17 protein-coding genes are annotated in these 17582 nt (G+C 70.4%); 11 read left to right on the top strand and 6 right to left on the bottom strand.

The window, feature by feature from the left end:
- The first annotated feature begins 19 nt into the window (after positions 1-19).
- Genes BLU02_RS07420 through aztD form a run of 3 tightly spaced genes read left to right on the top strand, consistent with a single transcriptional unit; the run spans position 20 to position 3391 of the window.
- The gene (locus tag BLU02_RS07420; RefSeq protein WP_060923544.1) at positions 20-1246 is read left to right on the top strand and encodes a hypothetical protein; all 1227 of its coding nucleotides are present in this window, start codon (positions 20-22) and stop codon (positions 1244-1246) included.
- Position 1247: 1 nt separating this feature from the next.
- On the top strand, positions 1248-2162 hold the full coding sequence (gene aztC, locus BLU02_RS07425; RefSeq protein ID WP_060923543.1) for a zinc ABC transporter substrate-binding protein AztC: 915 nt from the start codon (positions 1248-1250) through the stop codon (positions 2160-2162).
- A gap of 29 nt (positions 2163-2191) precedes the next feature.
- Complete coding sequence (aztD, locus tag BLU02_RS07430) at positions 2192-3391, top strand: zinc metallochaperone AztD (RefSeq protein ID WP_082750176.1); 1200 nt, start codon at positions 2192-2194, stop codon at positions 3389-3391.
- 64 nt (positions 3392-3455) lie between these two features.
- On the opposite strand, the gene BLU02_RS07435 is transcribed toward aztD, so the two are convergent.
- A complete protein-coding gene (locus BLU02_RS07435; protein WP_157547028.1) occupies positions 3456-6227 on the bottom strand; it encodes a hypothetical protein in 2772 nt (923 codons plus the stop codon).
- Positions 6228-6340: 113 nt separating this feature from the next.
- On the opposite strand from BLU02_RS07435, the gene BLU02_RS07440 reads away from it, so the two are divergent.
- The 4 genes from BLU02_RS07440 (at position 6341) to BLU02_RS07455 (ending at position 9714) form a co-directional block, all read left to right on the top strand.
- Positions 6341-6874 (top strand): DUF488 domain-containing protein, encoded by a 534-nt coding sequence (locus tag BLU02_RS07440; RefSeq protein ID WP_025102556.1) that lies wholly within the window; start codon positions 6341-6343, stop codon positions 6872-6874.
- Between the two features lie 120 nt (positions 6875-6994).
- Entirely contained in the window at positions 6995-8086 is a 1092-nt protein-coding gene (locus BLU02_RS07445) for a YihY/virulence factor BrkB family protein (protein ID WP_060922450.1), read from the top strand.
- A 120-nt stretch (positions 8087-8206) separates the two neighbouring features.
- Entirely contained in the window at positions 8207-8701 is a 495-nt protein-coding gene (locus BLU02_RS07450; RefSeq protein WP_082750074.1) for a transglycosylase SLT domain-containing protein, read from the top strand.
- On the top strand, positions 8698-9714 hold the full coding sequence (locus BLU02_RS07455) for a cation efflux transmembrane domain-containing protein (RefSeq protein ID WP_060922452.1): 1017 nt from the start codon (positions 8698-8700) through the stop codon (positions 9712-9714). The genes BLU02_RS07450 and BLU02_RS07455 overlap by 4 nt, the downstream gene beginning before the upstream one ends.
- Here the strand turns inward: BLU02_RS07455 and BLU02_RS07460 are convergent.
- The 3 genes from BLU02_RS07460 to BLU02_RS07470 form a co-directional block, all read right to left on the bottom strand.
- The gene (locus BLU02_RS07460) at positions 9682-11172 is read right to left on the bottom strand and encodes a thioester domain-containing protein (RefSeq protein ID WP_060922453.1); all 1491 of its coding nucleotides are present in this window, start codon (positions 11170-11172) and stop codon (positions 9682-9684) included. The genes BLU02_RS07455 and BLU02_RS07460 overlap by 33 nt on opposite strands.
- A 304-nt stretch (positions 11173-11476) precedes the next feature.
- Entirely contained in the window at positions 11477-11992 is a 516-nt protein-coding gene (locus tag BLU02_RS07465; protein WP_060922454.1) for a hypothetical protein, read from the bottom strand.
- A gap of 283 nt (positions 11993-12275) precedes the next feature.
- Complete coding sequence (locus BLU02_RS07470; RefSeq protein ID WP_082750075.1) at positions 12276-12896, bottom strand: cyclodeaminase/cyclohydrolase family protein; 621 nt, start codon at positions 12894-12896, stop codon at positions 12276-12278.
- 56 nt (positions 12897-12952) lie between these two features.
- Here BLU02_RS07470 and BLU02_RS07475 point away from each other — a divergent pair, with 56 nt between their 5' ends.
- On the top strand, positions 12953-13342 hold the full coding sequence (locus BLU02_RS07475; protein WP_060922456.1) for a hypothetical protein: 390 nt from the start codon (positions 12953-12955) through the stop codon (positions 13340-13342).
- 16 nt (positions 13343-13358) lie between these two features.
- Here BLU02_RS07475 and BLU02_RS07480 read toward each other — a convergent pair whose 3' ends face one another.
- A complete protein-coding gene (locus BLU02_RS07480; RefSeq protein ID WP_157547029.1) occupies positions 13359-13985 on the bottom strand; it encodes a hypothetical protein in 627 nt (208 codons plus the stop codon).
- Positions 13986-14032: 47 nt separating this feature from the next.
- Positions 14033-15841, bottom strand: a complete 1809-nt coding sequence (locus BLU02_RS07485; RefSeq protein WP_060922458.1) for an oleate hydratase — start codon at positions 15839-15841, stop codon at positions 14033-14035.
- A gap of 132 nt (positions 15842-15973) precedes the next feature.
- Between BLU02_RS07485 and BLU02_RS07490 the strand changes: the two genes are divergently transcribed.
- The 3 genes from BLU02_RS07490 to BLU02_RS07500 all read left to right on the top strand — a co-directional run bounded on the left by BLU02_RS07490 (position 15974) and on the right by BLU02_RS07500 (position 17299).
- Entirely contained in the window at positions 15974-16288 is a 315-nt protein-coding gene (locus BLU02_RS07490) for a hypothetical protein (RefSeq protein WP_157547030.1), read from the top strand.
- A 34-nt stretch (positions 16289-16322) separates the two neighbouring features.
- Entirely contained in the window at positions 16323-16940 is a 618-nt protein-coding gene (locus BLU02_RS07495) for a hypothetical protein (protein ID WP_144882180.1), read from the top strand.
- 83 nt (positions 16941-17023) lie between these two features.
- Entirely contained in the window at positions 17024-17299 is a 276-nt protein-coding gene (locus tag BLU02_RS07500; RefSeq protein ID WP_060922461.1) for a hypothetical protein, read from the top strand.
- Positions 17300-17582 lie beyond the last annotated feature (283 nt).

Raw genomic sequence — 17582 nt, forward strand, 5'->3', positions numbered from 1 at the left:
TCGTCCCGAAAGGCTCATCGTGCACTCCCGCCTCTTTCCCCTCATCGCCGTCGCGGCCCTGACTCTCCCCCTCGCGTCCTGCGCCGGGCCCGCGGCGCAGAGCCCCGCCACCTCCTCCTCCGCCGGAGACGGCCACGGCGCGATCGCCGGGGCGGAAGAGGTCGCCGAACCGCAGCTCGGACTCACGACCATCGACGCGCAGGGTCGGGTCACCCACCTCGACCTCCTGGACGAGAGCGTCACCGACATCGGCACGGTGGCCGCCCCGGAGGGCATGACGACCGACGGCCGGTACCTCTTCGCAGACACCGGCGACGGCGTCGAGGTCGTCGACAGCGGCGTCTGGACGTGGGACCACGTCGACCACTTCCACTACTACCGCGCCGATCCCGCCCTGCTCGGCGCGGTGGAGGGCGACGGCGCGGCGACGGTCGCGACGACGAACAGCTCGACCACCGGCGGCACCGGCATCTCCTTCTCCGGGTCCGGAGACGCCGTCCTCCTCGACACGGAGGCCCTGTCGAAGGGGGAGATCCGTGAGCTGTTCCGCATCGAGCGTTCCCCGCACGAGGGGCTGGTGGTGCCGGTCGGGTCGTTCGCGCTGGTGACCGAGGCCGACGGGGAGACGGGCGGAGTCGTCGTCGGCTACACGGCGGACGGCGAGCGCACCGGCCTCCGGGAAGACTGCGCCGCACCGACCGGCACGATCACGACCAGGGTCGGGGCGGTCATCGGCTGCGCCGACGGTGCCCTGCTCGCCCGTGTCGAGGCCGGGGCGCTCACCGTGGACCGCATCCCGTACCCGGACGGATCGCCGGACGGAGCCGTGTCCGCGTTCCACAACCGCGAGGGGCGCCCCACGGTCGCCGGCCTCGCCGGACCGACCGACATCCGGGTCCTCGACACCCGCGCGCAGGCCTGGACGGTGCTCACCGCCCCCATTCCCCTCGCGCAGGTCACCGCGGTCAGCGATGAGGACGACACCCTCCTCGCGCTGGCGCAGGACGGACGCGTGCTCGTGCTCAGCGCGCTCGACGGGACGGTGCGAGCGGAGACCACCCCGCTGGTGGCGGCATCGCTGGAGGCAGGAGAGGCTCCGGCCCTCATCGCCGATCAGCACCGCGCCTATCTGAGTGGCCCGGCGGAGCACCGGCTGTTCGAGATCGACTACGCCGACGACGCCCGCCTCGCGCGGACCTTCGATACCGCCGACGCCCCGGCGTTCGTCGCCGAGACGGGACGCTGACATGCGCCTCCTACGACCTCTCGCCGCCGTTCTCGTCGCGCTCGCCGCCGTCACTCTGACCGCCTGCGCCCCTCCCGCCGATGCGCGGCCGGTGGTCGTCGTCTCGACGAACATCCTGGGCGATGTGGTCGGCGAGCTCGTCGGCGATCAGGCTCGCGTCGTCACCCTCATGAAGCCGAACGCCGACCCGCACTCGTTCGAGATCTCGGCGCAGGAGGCCGCCACGCTGCGGGACGCCGACCTGCTCGTCTCCAACGGACTCGGGCTCGAGGAGGGCCTGCAGCAGCATCTCGACGCGGCCGTCGCGGCCGAGGTGCCGTCCTTCGTCGCGGGCGACGCGATCGAAGTCCTGGACTACCGCGACGGCGACGCTGCGGGAATGCCGGACTCCCACTTCTGGACCGATCCGGCGCGGATGATCGACGTCGTCGACGCCCTGGAGCCCGCCCTGGCCGCGCTCGACGGAGTCGACGCCGACATCCTCGCCGCCGACGTGGCCGATTATCGCGAGGAGCTGACGGCGCTCGACGCCGAGATGACGACCGCGTTCGCCACGATCCCGGAGGATCGCCGGGCGCTCGTGACGAACCACCACGTCTTCGGCTACCTCGCCGACCGCTTCGACTTCGAGGTCGTCGGCGCCGTCATCCCGGGCGGCACCACGCTCGCGGCCCCCTCGGCCTCCGACCTCGCCGATCTCGTGGGTGCCGTGGAGGAGACGGGTGTACCCGCCGTCTTCGCGGAGTCCTCCTCCCCCGACCGCCTCGTCCAGGCGCTCGCCGACGAGGCCGACGTCCACGTCGAGGTGATCGAGCTGTTCACCGAATCGCTCACCGCGGAAGACGGCGGCGCCCCGGACTACCTGACCATGATGCGCGTCAACACCGAGCGCATCGCCTCCGGTCTCACCCGCTGAGACCATCCCTCACAAGAAAGAAGCACCGCATGAAGACACTCCCCCTGCGCCGGGCGCTGGTCGGGGCGGTCGCCCTCGGCGCCGCCGTGACGCTCGCCTCCTGCTCGACCACGGCCGGAGCCGGCTCCGCCGCGAGCGACGCCCCGGAATCGGACGCCGGCCCCAGGGTGGCCGTCTCGTATGAGGGCGGCATCCTCGTCCTCGACGGCGAGACCCTCGACACCGTCGCCGATTTCGACTCCGAGCCGTTCACCCGCCTGAATCCGGCCGGCGACGGTCGCCACGTCATGGTGACGATGAGTGACGGCTTCCAGGTGCTCGACACCGGGGCCGGATCAGCCGACGAGGCGGTCCTGACCGACACGGTGTTCGAGGCCGACACCCCCGGCCACGTCGTCCGCCACGGCGGCAAGACCATCCTCTACGCCGACGGCACGAGCGACACCACGATCTTCGACACCGCCGATCTCGGCGACGGCGGTCTCCCGGAAGTGGAGACCGTCGACGGCGTCGAGGCACACCACGGCGTCTCGGTGCTGTTGGAGGACGGCACCTTCCTCACCACGGTGGGCGATGCGGACGGTCGCAGCGGCATCGTGGTGCGCGATGCGGACGGTACGGAGATCGCCTCGTCCGACCAGTGCCCCGGCGTCCACGGCGAAGGCACCGCGGCCGACGAGGTGGTCGTCTTCGGCTGCGAGGACGGCGCGCTGGTCTACAAGGACGGCGAGATCACCAAGCTCGCCGCTCCCGACCAGCCATACGGCCGCATGGGCAACGCGTACGTGAGCGAGACGAGCCCGATCATCGTCGGGGACTACAAGAACGACCCCGACGCCGAGGGCTACCTGCTGGGCGCGGTCACGCTCATCGACACCGCGGCGATGACGTCCGAGGTCGTGTCCCTGCCCGAGGGGGCGGAGTACACCTTCCGCGACGTCGCGCGCGGCCCGGGCGACCTGGCCTACATCCTCGGTGCCGACGGCGCCATCCACGTGCTCGACCCGGAGACCGGCGAGATCACCGACTCCTACCCGGTCATCGAGGCGTGGGAAGGGCCCGCCGAGTGGCAGGACCCGCACCCCGCCATCGTCGTCGCCGGCGATATCGCGTACGTGACCGAGCCGGCCGCCGACAGCGTGCACGCCGTCGACCTCACCACCGGCGAGGTGCTCGCGAGCACCGAACTGGAGGTCACGCCGAACGAGATCGCACCGGCCGCCGGCTGAGTCTCGACACGGTGGGTCCGTCCTCTCCAGGGCGGACCCGCCGTGCGTGTGCGGAGAGGTCAGATCAGCGCGATCCGGGATGCCCGTGCCGCGTGCGCCGAAGCCGCCGCGCCGCGAGGAGTCCGGCACCGAGGAGGACGAGCAGACCACCGGCGCCTGCCGCCGCGGCCGCGCCCGGCGCGAGACCTGTCGTGGCCAGGCCGGAGGCCGCCCCGCCCTCCGCCCCGGGTTCGACATCCGTTCCCGGATCCGGGTTCTCGGGTTCGGGTTCCGGCTCGGGTTCGGGGTCGGGACCGGAGCCCGGATCGTAGACGTTCGTCACCGTGCACACGGTGTCGACCCCTGCGGTCACCTGGACGATGTCGCCTTCCAGCGCTCCCCCGGTGCACTCCCAGCCGTCGCTGCGGTAGTCCGCGGTGGGCGCGCCCGCGACCGCCCGCTCCGAGAGTCGGAACGCACCGGCCCCGAGCGGAGCCAGGGTCACCGCCGTCTCGCCGGACGCTCCCTCGATGCGCGGGCGCGGGAACTCCCCGCCGCCGATCGCACGCAGGGTCCAGTCCGTGGCGTCGGCGGGCCCGGTCGGGGCTCCCGGACCGTCTCCGACGACGGTCTTCCGGAGCGTCAGAGTGCCGCCGACGAAGGTGTTCGTGGCGGTGCAGATCGCGTCCTCCCCGAATCCCAGCGTCGCCGTGGTCCCGTCCCAGGTCGTGCCGGTGCAGGACCACTCGCCCTCATAGCCGCTCGGGCCGTCCTCGGAGAAGATGTACTCCCCCGGCGGAAGCTGCATGTCGGTGACGAACTCCGACCCGCTGGGGCCGGAGAGCGCCGCGTTGCCCGGGCCGCGGGCCTTCAACTCGAAGTCACCGGGCACCGCGCGTCCGCGCTCGCCGTTCACGACCTGCTTGACGAGAGTCAGGCTCGGCGTGATCGAGGCGTTGGTCAGGATGCAGACGACATCGGCCGACGGAGGCACCTGGACCACGTCGCCGGTCACCGTCCCGCCCGAGCAGTTCCAGCCGAGCGGATCGTAGCCGGCGGGGCCGTCCCCCTCGCTCAGCGACCATGCGCCGGGGGCGACGGCCGCCTGCGTGACGGCGGGGGAATTGGCGGGCCCCGACACCGTGGCGGCACCGTCGGTCGCGGTCAGGGTCCACGCCGAGGGCAGCGCCGGCGTGCCGAAGGCGGAGGCGACCTGCTTGCGCAGCGTCAGGGTCGACTGGGTCCAACGGTTCGTGACGGTGCAGATCACGCTCTCCAGCGGCACGACCTCGACGGTGTCGCCGGTGCCGACGGGGGTGCCCTCGTCATCGACGCACGACCAGCCCTCGCTCACATAGGAGCCCGCCTCCGGGGCGGTGCTCGCCTCCGACAGGGTGAAGACCCCCGGAGCCACCGTCGCGAAACTGACCTTGCCAGAGCCGGAGACGCCGCTGATGACGGTGTCGGCCGATGTCGCGGTGAGCTCCCAGTCCTGCGCGGTGAGGGGACCACCGCCCGCGTTCACGACGTTCTTCACGAGGGTGAGCTGACCGACCTCGAGGGTGTTCGTGACCGCGCACGTGACATCCGCCCCCGCCACGACGGTCACGGTGTCGGTCGCCAGGGCGCCGCCCGTGCACGACCACGGCCCGGCCGTGTACCCGGCGGGTCCGTCCGCCTCGGCGAGCGCGTAGTCGCCGACCGGCACCGGGACGCGGGTGACCGCAGCGGATCCGGAGGCCCCGGTCACCGTCTCCGGGCCCGCCGCCGTCAGGGTCCAGTCGGACGGCGGCTGGTCGCTGCCCACCACGTTCTTGACGAGGGTGAGCCAACCGCCCGCGAAGGTGTTGGTGATGCGGCAGGTGATGTCGGAGCTCTCCCGCACGTAGAGAAGCGCCCCATCGATCCCGCCGTCGCCCGTGGCGTCGACGCAGGTCCACGCTCCGCCGCTGTACCCGGCAGGACCGCTCTCGGCGAGCGTGTAGGCGCCGGGGTCGACGGAGGCGTGGTCGACCGCGTCCGAGCCGGAAGGACCGGAGATCCGCTCGGGTCCGCTCGCGCTCAGGACGAAGTCCGACGGGGCGGCCAGCGGATATCCGGTCGCCGCCGGGTCGACGACCTCCTTGACGAGCGTCAGGTGGGGCAGGTCTCCGGTGTTCGTGATCTGGCAGGTCACCGCCCCGCCGAGGGTCATCTCGAACTGATCACCGGCCACGGGAACGGCGGTGACCGCGCCGGTCGTCAGATCCCGCCGCTCGCAGGTCCAGGGCCCCGGCACATAGCTCTCCGGTCCGCCCGATTCGCTCAACGTGTAGGTGCCGATCCGCGCCGGCTGGTTCTGCACCGCGGCCGAGCCGCCCGCCCCCTCGATGGTCGAGGGCCCCTGCGCCCGCAGGGTCCACTCCGACGGGGCCGCGCCCCCGCCCTGCACGTTCTTGACGAGCGTGAGGCTGCTCCGGATCGCGTTGTTCTGCACCGTGCACGTCATCGACTGGTCCGCGGTGATGGTGATCGTGCGCTCGGGCTGCGTCGTCACATCGCCGTCGCAGTTCCAGGAGAAGAAGGCGTACCCGGCCACGCCGCCGGTCTCGAAGATGCGGTAGGTGCCGGGCGGGATGAGGCGCGACTGCATGCCGTTGAGGCCGTCCCCGGTGAAGGTCTCCCCCGTGGCCACGTTGACCGCGTGCATCGTCCACAGGGTGCGGTCTCCGAGACTGGCGCCGGTGTCGAGGTTCTCGATCGCCTTGAAGAGCGAGAGCCGAGCAGCGGGCTCGGCGGCGACGGCGGGAAGAGCACCACCGAGGCCGACCACGGCGGCCAGCAGCACGCCCAGAACTCCGAATCGGACTTTTCTCATCGAACGGCCCCCGCCCCGGGTGCGGACCCCACCCGTCACCTCACCGTAGGTCCGCGGGCCGTGGCAGGGCAAGGGTCGTCCGTGGATGGGGACGAGTGGGCTACGGTCGCCTCATGTCTGAGCCGTTCTTCACCATCGGGCACTCCACCCGCACGATCGACGAGTTCCTCGGGCTCGTGCAGGAGAGCCGCGTGGAGAGTGTCGTCGACGTGCGGCGTCTCCCCGGCTCGAAGCGCTACCCGCAGTTCGACCAGGACGCGCTGGCTTCTTCCTTGCAGGACGCGGGGATCGCCTACCGTCGCGAAGAGGCGCTGACGGGTAGACGCCCGGTGAGCAGGGACGTGCCCTTCGAGACCAACGCGTGGTGGCAGAACCGCAGCTTCCACAACTACGCCGATCACGCCCTGTCCGCGGATTTCGGACGCGCCCTCGATGAGCTCCGCGCCGAGGGTCGCGCGCGGCGCGTCACGGTCATGTGCTCGGAGAGCGTGTGGTGGCGATGCCATCGACGGATCATCGCCGACCACCTCCTCGCGCGGGACGAGGTCGTCCGCCATATCCTCGGTCCGGGGCACGTCGATAGGGCGGAGCTCAGCGGCGGCGCCGTCGTCCGCGCGGACGCGGTGGTCACGTACCCGGCCGCATGACCCTCCGCCGGCACAGCATCCCCCTCGTCTCGGGTTCGCGCAACCCCCGTGCCGGAACACCTCCTCTCCTCATAGGACTGGATCGCGGGAGCAGCGCTCGCGCCGACGCGAGGAGGAACCATGTCGAAGGCACCCACAGCACGAAGCGGATCCGCGTCCGCTCCACCGCCCGAGCACGACGAGAAGCCGGACAGCCCGACGGATCTGCAGAAACGGTCGTGGAAGTACGTCCTCGTCAAGAGCGTCCGGGAGTTCTCCGCCGACCAGTGCATGGACGGCGCAGCGGCCCTCACGTACTACGCGGTGCTCTCGATCTTCCCCGCCATGATCGCCGTCTTCTCGCTGCTCGGCGTGTTCGGCCAGGGCGGCGCCGCCGCAGACGCGGTGCTGGGGATCATCGGCGACGTGGCACCGCCGGAGACCGCGAAAGCCCTCCGCGGGCCCATCGAGCAGATCTCCCAGGCGCCAGGCGCCGGGATCGCGCTCGTGTTCGGAATCCTCCTCGCTCTCTGGTCGGCGTCGGGGTATGTCGGAGCGTTCAGCCGGGTGATGAACCGCATCTACGAGATCGAGGAGGGGCGGCCGTTCTGGAAGCTGCGTCCCATGCAGCTGCTCGTCACGCTCATCACCGTCGTCTCGCTGACGATCGTCGCCATCGTGCTCGTGCTCTCCGGGGATGTGGTGTCGGCGCTGGGCGACGCGATCGGCGCAGGCGAGGGCGTGCAGCTCGCGTGGAACATCGCCAAGTGGCCCCTGCTGCTGTTCGTCGTCGTCTTCCTCGTGGCGATGCTGTACTACGCGACCCCGAATGCCAAGCAGCCGAAGTTCCGGTGGATCAGCATGGGCGCCCTCGTGGCGATCGTGGTGCTGGCCGTCGCCACTCTCGGCTTCGTGCTCTACGTCACCACCTTCTCCAACTACGAGCGCACCTACGGATCGATGGCGGGCGTCATCGTGTTCCTGCTCTGGCTGTGGATCGCGAACCTCGCCCTCCTGTTCGGCGCCGAGTTCGACGCCGAGCTGGAGCGCGGCCGCCAGCTCCAGGCCGGGATCGCCGCCGAACGCGACATCCAGCTTCCCGCGCGCGACACCCGCCAGAGCGACAAGCGCGCGGAGAAGGAGCGGAAGGACATCGAGGAGGGACGGCGCATCCGCATCGAGAACGACGATGACGCGCCGGAGCCGGAAGACCGGGCGACGAGAGGACGATGACCCGGTCGGGCTATGGTGAGAGCCATGCCCTTCGCGTCGCCTGTGCGGCGCGTTTTTCCTACCCCCGGAGGAGCGAACGAAGCGATGTTCAGGCCTGGTCGTCGCGCGCCGATGCGCAGGATGAGCACCGGAAGACCACACCGCCGCGCGGTCGGGGTCGTCGGAGGATGGCTCGGGATCGCCGCAATGCTCGCCGGCTGCATGGCCATCCCCGCCGACGTCGACGGCACCCTCGACGAGGCCCGCGACGGCGAGATCCGGGTCGGGATCACCCACAACCCGCCGTGGACGGACACGACCGATCCCTCGGACCCGGCCGGGGTCGAAGTGCGCCTCGTGGAGGAGTTCGCCGAGACGCTGGACGCGACCGTCGTCTGGACGGTCGACAGTGAGGCGAACCTCGCCGAACGGCTGCACGACCACGCCCTCGACCTGGCCGTCGGCGGGTTCACCGATGACACCCCCTGGGTCGACAAGGCGGCGATGACCGTCCCGTTCGACGATGCGACGACCGCGGGCGAGACGAAGAAGCACGTCATGCTCACCGTTCTGGGGGAGAACCGGTTCCTCACGACCCTCGAGACCTTCCTGCTCGAACGAGGAGGCGCCCGATGAAAAGCCATCCCGCCCTTCCGCCCGCGCAGCAGGACACGCTTCGCCGGGCGATCCGCTTCGAGTGGTACACGCTCGCGTTCCTCGCGGTGGCGATCACCGGCGTCTACCTCGTGATGGGCAACTCCCAGGCGATGAAGGCCGCCTGGATCGAAGACCTGCTCTCTCTCGCGCCGCCGATCGCCTTCCTCCTGGCGGTCCGCATCATCGCGAAGCCGGCGACCGCGAAGTACCCGTACGGGTTCTTCCGCTCGGTCGGCGTGGCCCACCTCGTGGCCGGCGTCGCCCTGTTCACCATGGGCGCTTTCCTCCTGGTCGATTCCGTCATCGGACTGGTGAGCGGCGACCGGCCGCCGATCGGCTCGGTCCAGGTGTTCGGCCACGTGATCTGGTCGGGCTGGCTGATGATGGGCATGATGGCGTTGACCATCCCGCTGCCGATCTACTTCGGCCGCGTGAAGATGCGCCTGGCCAAGGATCTGCACAACAAGGTCCTCTACGCCGACGCCGACATGAACAAGGCCGACTGGATGACGGCAGCCGGATCGATCGTCGGGGTCGGCGGGATCGGGCTCGGGCTGTGGTGGGCGGACGCGGCCGCGGCGACGTTCATCGCGGGGAGCATCCTCTGGGACGGGTGGCGCAACACCCGCGCCGCGATCACCGACCTCATGGACACCCGGGCCACGACCTTCGACGACGAGAAGCCGCACCCCGACTCCCATGCCGTGCTCGACCACCTGCGTTCCCTGCCCTGGGTGCGCGACGTCGCCGTGCGGACACGGGATCAGGGACAGTTCTTCCACGTCGAAGCGTTCGTCGTCCCCGTCGACGATGCCCTGCCCTCCCTCGCCGAGCTCGCCCGTGTCCGGCAGCAGTGCCAGGGCCTGGATTGGAAGCTCGTCGATGTCGTCCTCGTGCTGGTCCCGGAACTCGCCGACCATCTCACGCGACGGGAGGACGACGACGAGGACGCCGCATCCTCAGCGGAGCGCCGTCCGTCGCCGCACCCGTAGCAGAGCACCCGCGAGCAGGAGACCCAGCCCGGCCACCGTCAGCGCACCCGTCATGGACGTCGGCCCGGAGGCCGCGAGCCCTTCGCCCTCACCGCCGTTGTCACCGCCCTCGCCGCCGCCGCCGTTGCTCGGCGTCTCGACGGGGTCGTACGTGTTGGTCACGGTCACGACGACGGGCTCCGTCGCGGCCGCGTCGACCGTCACCGTCTCCGGTTCGACGGTCTGCGCGGCCAGCGTGACCGCATCGTTGGTGCCGTCAGCGGACTCGCTGACCGTACACGTCGCCCCGTCCGGCAGACCGGTGAAGACGACGGGATCCGCACTCGTGGCGCCCGCGGGGATCGTGGCGGAGACGACGACGCCTTCAGCCGGGGCGGGTGTGCACGCGAGGTCGATGGTGATGGCGCCCTGCAGTCCCGCGCCGTCTCCGGTGATGATCTTCTGCACGCTGATCTCCCCGGACGCATACGGGGTCGCGCGGACGCCGGTCCGAACCGGGAGCGTCGTGGTCTGTGCCAGGACGAGCTTCTGCGCCGCAGGCCTGTCCGACGACTCCGTGTCGTAGAGGTAGACCGTGCCCTGGGTGAGCGAGGCCTGCGCGGTGATCCGGAACCCGTTCACCGGCGCGGCCGGCCCGGTCCACCGCGCCCAGAGCTGCGTGCCGGAAGCGACCGCGCTACCGACGGGAACAGGCTGGGTTCCCGCCTGATCCAGGAAGACCTCCACGCCCACGGCCGCGTCGAGCGTGCCGCTGGTGGTGCCGGAGACCGTGAAGGGTCCCACGATCGATCCGTCCTCCGGCACCGTGGTGGTGTCGGGGTCGATCGCGAGCGTCGGCAGAGCCGGCTCCGGGAGGCCGCCGCTGTCGAGCGCGGCCTGGACGACGGCGGCCGTCGCATTCCGGATGGTCGCGTTGGTCCCCGTCGCCAGCACGAAGCCGTCGCTGAAGTACCAGATCGCGCTCTGCACCGCGGCGACCTGCTGCGAGAGCGGGAGGCCGGAGAGCGGGTTCGCGGTGTTGAAGGGGAAGTAGTTGTTGAGGATGTAGTTGATGTAATCGAGGTTGGGCACATTCGATGCGTCCCACTCCCCGATGTTGTAGCCCGCGCCGATGCCGGTCTCCGTGCTGAAGTCGATGCAGTAGGCCGAGGCGGTCGCTCCGGAGACGGGGTCGGCGATGGTGATGAGCTGCGGGCTCACGGCCTCCACCGAGGCGCCGGTCGCCGGGTACGCGCCGGGAGTAGGCGCCAGGGTCGTGAGCTCCCCCGTCACATTCGTCGGGTACTGCGAGCCGGTGATCGTGACCTGCGTGAAGAAGCCCGCCCGGGGCAGCACGGGGTCGGGATCCCACAGTGCGGACGCCGGCGTCGCACCGAAGAGCACCATCGCCGCCGCGATGGCCGTCGCCAGAAGTGCCCCTGCTGTCCGCGTGCGCGCGCGCGTGGTCTCCGTGTGCATGGTGTCCCTCGATCTCGCCGATGATCCGAGTGACGGGTTCTCCGACTGCGACAGCCCGCCGTTGCCCACCGACGATAAGCCTGCGGGCCGCACGATCACAGGGGCGGGGCTGATGATCACCCGGGTGAGTCGAACCGCGTCGGTGCGGCGGCAGATCGCTCTCACAGCGGAGCGCCCGCCGGGGGAGGGAGTTGGGTGGCAGGCGCTCCGTCGGCCGCAGCGTGACCGTCGAGGCCCCCCAAGCCGGCCCGTGCAGCACGTTCAGGATGAACCATGCGCACGGTCCGCGCAACGGGTGTGTCCGTCAGTGTCCGTGCGCGAGCTGCTGCACGAGCACGACGACGCCGCCGAGCCCGACGAGGATGCCCAGCGCGATGAGCTGCTGCCACCAGCTCAGCCCGGTCCGGCGGACGGCGACGTACCCGATGAGCCCGAGGATCGCGACGTAGACGATCGACGCGACGGTGAGAGCCGTCCGCAGCTCGATCCACCCCAGCACGGCTGCGAGGAGGACGAGCAGCGGCACCGCCGCCGAGCCGAGCGCCGTGCCGGTGAGCCCCAGGACCTCGCGCAGGTCCGCTCCCCGGGGGAAGCTGCCATGCGTCGCGAGGTGCGCGACCAGATCGGCGGCGAAGCCCGCCAGCGCGATCGCGACGATGCCGATGAGCAGGGTCACGGTGGCCTGCAGGGCGCTGGTGTGCTCGACATTGGAGTTCTGCACGAGCACGATGGCGAGGCCCGTGAACGTCGCGTACACCCGCTCCTTGATCGCGGCGCGGTCGTGCTCGGGCCGAACGGCATCGGAGTCCGGCGTGCTCATGGGCGGGATGCTATCAAGACCCGCCCGCCGACCGAAGCAGGAGACCGTCCGGACCGCCGAGCTCCTCGCGTCGACATGGTAGCCGGATCCCGGTTTTAGGTGGCGCCCGTTCGCCGACGTGCGGCTCGAGTCACCTCACCCTGAGGACGACGCGAGTCTGCGCTTCGACATCGATCGGCGCCCACTCCCCGGGGCGGAGACGTATCCCTCGGTGCGCGCGCTGCGCCGACCCTCGTATCGCCTCACGCAGGGGTGAGTCCCTCATGCGCGCTCGGTGCCCGCGTCAGTCCAGACGCTCCGAGAGCTCGGCAGTGATCCCCCCGACCTGAGTGCGCGCCTCGGCCAGACGCGCGACGTCCTCCGTGAGGGACGTCAACATCGGCGTGGTGGCCCCGTGCCTGCGGGCGAGCTGCAGATTCGCGCGCAGGTTCAGAGAGGCCCCCGACAGCCCGCCGCGCAGAGCCTCTGTCGCGACGGCGAGATCCACCGCCAGGTACGGGTTGCCGTCGTCCGAGAGCGTGCGCGCTTCCGGGAGCAGGGCGAGGCCGAGGCGCCCGAGCCGCGCGACCGACTGCGCCGCGTCGACGGCCGCTGCACGGACGCGCTCCTCCCGCGCCCCGTCGTCCGCCGACAGAGCGAGCGCGGCGCCGAGATCCGCCGACACCGGTCCGTCCGCTTCGACCGCCCGCAGGATCTCGGCCCGAAGGCGCACGAGGCGGTCGGCGCTCTCGACGGCGGCGGGCTCATCAGGGGTGTATGCGGCCACCATGGACATCAGGGCGGCGCTCAGGCCGAGCATCACTCCCGACGCCGCTCCTCCGCCCGGCGATCCGGTGGGCTGGCTCAGGGCATCGAGCCAGCCATCCATCGGCCGTGATGTCGGGACGTCTGCGGAATCCGTCATGCGGGTCAGACTATCGGCGCGCAGGGTGCGCCTCGTCCTCTCTCTACGATGGAGCCGTGCACCTCGTCGACACCCTGACCCTCGTCGGTGAGGTGCTGTCCTGGATCGGCCTCGGCGTCGGAATCCCGTTCCTCATCGTGGCCCTGCTGATCCGGCTCGTCGAGGGGCAGTGGATCCCCGTCGAGATCGCCGTGATCGATCGGGACGGTCGGCTCACCGCCCGCTGGTTCGCGGGCGGCGACTTCCACGAGAGACCGCTGCGCCGCGGCGAGCCCACGGCCACCACCGATGGATGGCTCGACGGGTTCCACAGCTCGAACGACCCGGCTCGCATCCGGATCGGTGAGCCGCCTCATCTGCGCCGGGTCCTGCGGACTGTCGGGGTCGTCTTCGCCGCGGTCGGTGCCGTCGGCCTGATCGTGTCGTTCCTCCCGCTCGTCCTCTGACTCGGCCCGCGGTGCGTCACGCCCTCGACGGGCGCTCCGGGAGACCTCGACCGAACGAGTCCAGCGCCGCGCGGTACGCGGCAGCATCGCTCCGCACCTCGTCGGTGACCAGGAGGGCGTGCGGTCCGATCTGCCGGACGTACGTCCCCCGGCAGGGCAGCGTCACCACCCTTCCGAGGCCGCGCCGCCAGGCATCGGCCAGGGTGGCGACGTCACGGCGTTCCGGGCTGTCCGCGAGCGTCGTGAGGTGCGTCGCGAGATGTGCCTCGGAACCGCGCCGCTCCCACGCGCGGTACGCCGCATCGTCGGACACCTCCACCCCGAACGCGTCCCGCGCTGTGGGCCCGACGAGCCGAGTGAGCACCGCCTCCCGCTCATCAGGACTCAGCGTCGTGGCGACGGCGCGGTCGAGCAGTGCCGGGTCCGGGTCGGTCGCGGCGTGCGCGACCGCGTCGCCCCAGATGCGGGGCCAGACCTCCGTCCAGCGCGCCCGGGTCTCCTCGTCCACGGGCCGCGCGGCCGCCGCCGGTCGATCGACCAGCGGCGGCGGGAGCGCGTCATCGGTGGGATCCAGCCCGTGCGCCTCGCGGATCCAGAGGAGCTCCAGCAGCGTGTGCGGACGGTCCTCGACGGTGATGGTCATGTCGTGCGGCCACGGGTTCCCGGGCATCGGTCGCGTCGAACGCATGCTCAGGCAATCGCGTCGTCGTCCCGCGGGCGCGGCACCGTCGCGCCGTGCGCGGGGATGAGCCCGAAGTCCGTCAGCAGCTCTCCCATCTGCGTGTTGTCGAGCTTGTCGAGGAGGCGACCCTGGAGGAAGTTCGGGCCGGGGATGTGGACGGTCTCGCCGTCGCGCAGCCGCGCGGTGGCCTTGAGGAGGTAGCGGATGTCGTAGGTCGAGTTGAAGACCTCCGGCACGCCGCGTTCCACGTCGAGCAACTGATACGTGGCCTCCATCGCAGTGCGCACGGAGTACTCGGTGGTGAAGATCGTGTCGCGCGTCGTCTCGGCGAACTGTCCGAGGAAGGCGAAGTTGACGCTTCCCTCCGGGACCACCTGCGGACGGTCGCCGGCCCGGCGCGGCATGAAGAAGGAGGTCACGTACGGCATCATCACCGGGACCGTCTTGGCCGCCGACGCGGCGAGCTCGGCGATGTCCTCCACCGGGACACCGAGGTGGTAGAGCCACTCCTGCGCGATCTCCTCGCCCGTGCACTCCTGCATCGGCTTCTTGACGTAGTCGCCGGGCGTCTCGACGAAGAGTCCGTACACCCAGACCACGATCTCGTTCGGCTTCTGCGCCTTGAAGTGCGGCTGCCGGTTCACCGTCCAGCTCATCAGCCAGGCCGAGTCCTTGGCGGTGACGATCCCGCCGGTGACGACCTTGCCGCTGAAGGGGTCGCGCTTGCAGATCTTCTCGATGTACTTCGGGATGCGCTCGTCGACGGTGGTGACGGTGGCGGACTCCCATTTCGTCTTGTCGATGTCGCTGCAGAACACCTCCGGTCGCCCGAACGCGGGCGACTTCGCGGCGATCCGCTTCCAGAGGTCCCAGGCCGGGGCCGGGCCGGTCTTCAGCTCCGGAGCGGTGTGCTGGTCGCCGTTGCCGGAGTTCTCCGTCAGCGACCCGATCGTCGCCAGACACAGGTCGTCCGGTCCGAGGTCGACGCCGCCGGGCTCGCCGTCGGCGATCCAGTCGATGCGCGTCGCCTGGATGCGACCGTCCTCGATGTCGAACTGGATGTCGGTCACGGTGTGATGGAACCGGAACTGCACGCCGTGGTCGTCGAGGAACTTCCGCATCGGCAGCACGAGCGACTCGTACTGGTTGTACTTCGTGAACTTCAACGCGGAGAGGTCGGGCAGCCCGCCGATGTGGTGCATGAAGCGGTGCAGATACAGCTTCATCTCCAGCGCCGAGTGCCACTCCTCGAACGCGAACATGGTCCGCCAGTACAGCCAGAAGTTGCTGCCGAGGAAGTCGTCGCCGAACACCTCGTCGATCCGCTTGCCCTCCATCTCCTCGCGGGTGGCGAGGATGACGGCGACGATCTCCTTCTGCGCCTTCTCCGAGAGGGTGAAGAGCTTGTCCGTATGCGCGTCCTGCCCCTGCTTCTCGGTCACCCGGCACAGGGAGACGTTGGGGTCGTCCTTGTTGAGCCAGTAGAACTCGTCGAGCACGCTGGCACCCTCGATCTCCAACGACGGGATGGAGCGGAACATGTCCCACAGGCACTCCATGTGGTCTTCCAGCTCCCGGCCGCCGCGGATGACGAACCCCTTCTCGGGGTACTTGATCCCGTCCAGCGCGCCGCCGGGCAGCCCCAGCTCCTCGAGGATCGTGATCCGCTCCCCCGCCACCTGCCCGTCGCGGATCATGAAGATCGCGGCCGCCATCGCGGCGAGACCTCCCCCGACCAGCCAGACCGTCTTGTCGTCGGCCCCCTCCGGCTTCCGGGGTCGTGCGAATGCTTCGTAGTTCCCATTGCTGCGGTACATCTGTCCCACCCTCCGATTGGTTCGACACCGATGCGCACAGTCCAGCCGAAACCGATGCGGAAAGGAAGGGCTTCCTCCGCCGATCGGCCGGGGCTCGCCCTCGCCGAGTCGCGTAATCGCTAGGATCGCGGGGTGACTCAGATCCCGCCGTTGCCCCGTCGCCGCGCCTTCGGATGCGGAGTCGCCTCCGCCGCTGTGGCGGTCGTCGGGATCCTGCCGACCGCGATCGTCTTCGTCCTGGCGGGGACGGCGGACCCGAACTACGGATGGCTGGTGTTCCTCACGCTGCCGCTCGCGGTCCTCTTCGGCGGCATCGCCCTCCTCCTCGGCGTGATCGGGCTCGTCTTCGCCCGCGCCGACGGCGGAGGGCATGCGTGGCCCGTCGTCGGAGCCGTGCTCGGCGTCCTGGCGCTCCTTCCCGCCGCCGCGTTCCTGTGGGGCGGCTGATCTCGTGCGCCGGAACCCGCCCGCCAACAGGCTGATGCTCGCGATAGCTGCCGCAGTGGCGGCGTTCTTCGTCTGGGGAGCGCTCGTGCGCCCCCTGTTGGACGGCGAGCCGCCCGTCGCGACCTCGCTCGTGTTCGGCGCTGGCGTGGCACTCGCCGGCCTGATCATCTGGATCGTGCTCGGACGCATCCGACGACTGCAGCGCGCCCAGCGGCGAGCGCTGCGGGAGCGTGAGCCGCAGGCACGGATCTTCGGCTCCTACGCCCTCAACGGCGTGGCCGCGTACCTCTCGCGCACGATCCCCCTTCTCGGACTCGGCGCCGCACCGCGGGGCCTGCTCACGGCGAGCCCCACCGGGGTCATCGACCCCTCGGGCTTTCGGCTGATCCGCGGCGGAGCGCGTCTCCTCACGGCCTACAGCGTTCCTCGGGACCGGATCCAGGGCGTGACGAGGGGCGGCATCCAGGAGGGCGCCTTCCTCTATCCGACCCTGGTGATCGTGGTCTCGCAGGAAGCGGGACAGGTCGCGATCCCGGTGCCGGTGACCAGGGACGACGCGCCGCTTCGCCGAGAGTCACCGGACGGCATGGATCGCCTCATCTCCGATGCGGCACGGATCTGGGGCGTCCCGGTACTCGGGGACGGCGGCTGATGCGAGCGACGCCGCGACCGGAATCGACGCGCGGGCGCGGGTGACTGATGCGTACATCGACAGCGTGGTGGTTGATCGCAGCGATGACCGCCGTCTCGCTCATCGCCCTCGGCCTCGTCATGACCTACCGTTTCGCGACACCGCTCGTCGATCCTGCCCCGCCGACACCGGACTACGGGGTCCAGGCGCTCGTCGCCGGCGTGACGATGGCGGCAGCGGCGGCGAGTGGCCTCGGCGCGGGCGTGTACGCGACGAAACGCGAGGTCGCCCGAGGTCGAATCGTCGGCTGGACCGCCGCCGCGATGCTCGCGGGCACCGTTCTGGGAGCGGTTCTGGCCTTCGTGCTGAGCGCACGCTGAGGTCTACCCGATAGCCGCCGGAGGGAAGAGGCCCGCGACCCGTGTCATTGCGATGATCTTCGACCTTCCATGAAGGAGGGGAAGTCGGAAGCACCGAGGCCGTCCGGCGCAAAAAACGACTGAACAAAACTCCGGGCCGCTCGTTCCAGCTGCTCGGCTGTGAGGTTGCTACCCCCGAGCGAGAAACCGTACGTACCGTCTTCGGGCCCGTTGGTCCACGTGAAATGGTAGGCGTGCACCCCATCTGAAGGTCCTGATTCGCGTACGTCGAACATCTCCCCGC

The sequence above is a fragment of the Microbacterium paraoxydans genome, from assembly GCF_900105335.1.
GTDB lineage: Bacteria > Actinomycetota > Actinomycetes > Actinomycetales > Microbacteriaceae > Microbacterium > Microbacterium paraoxydans.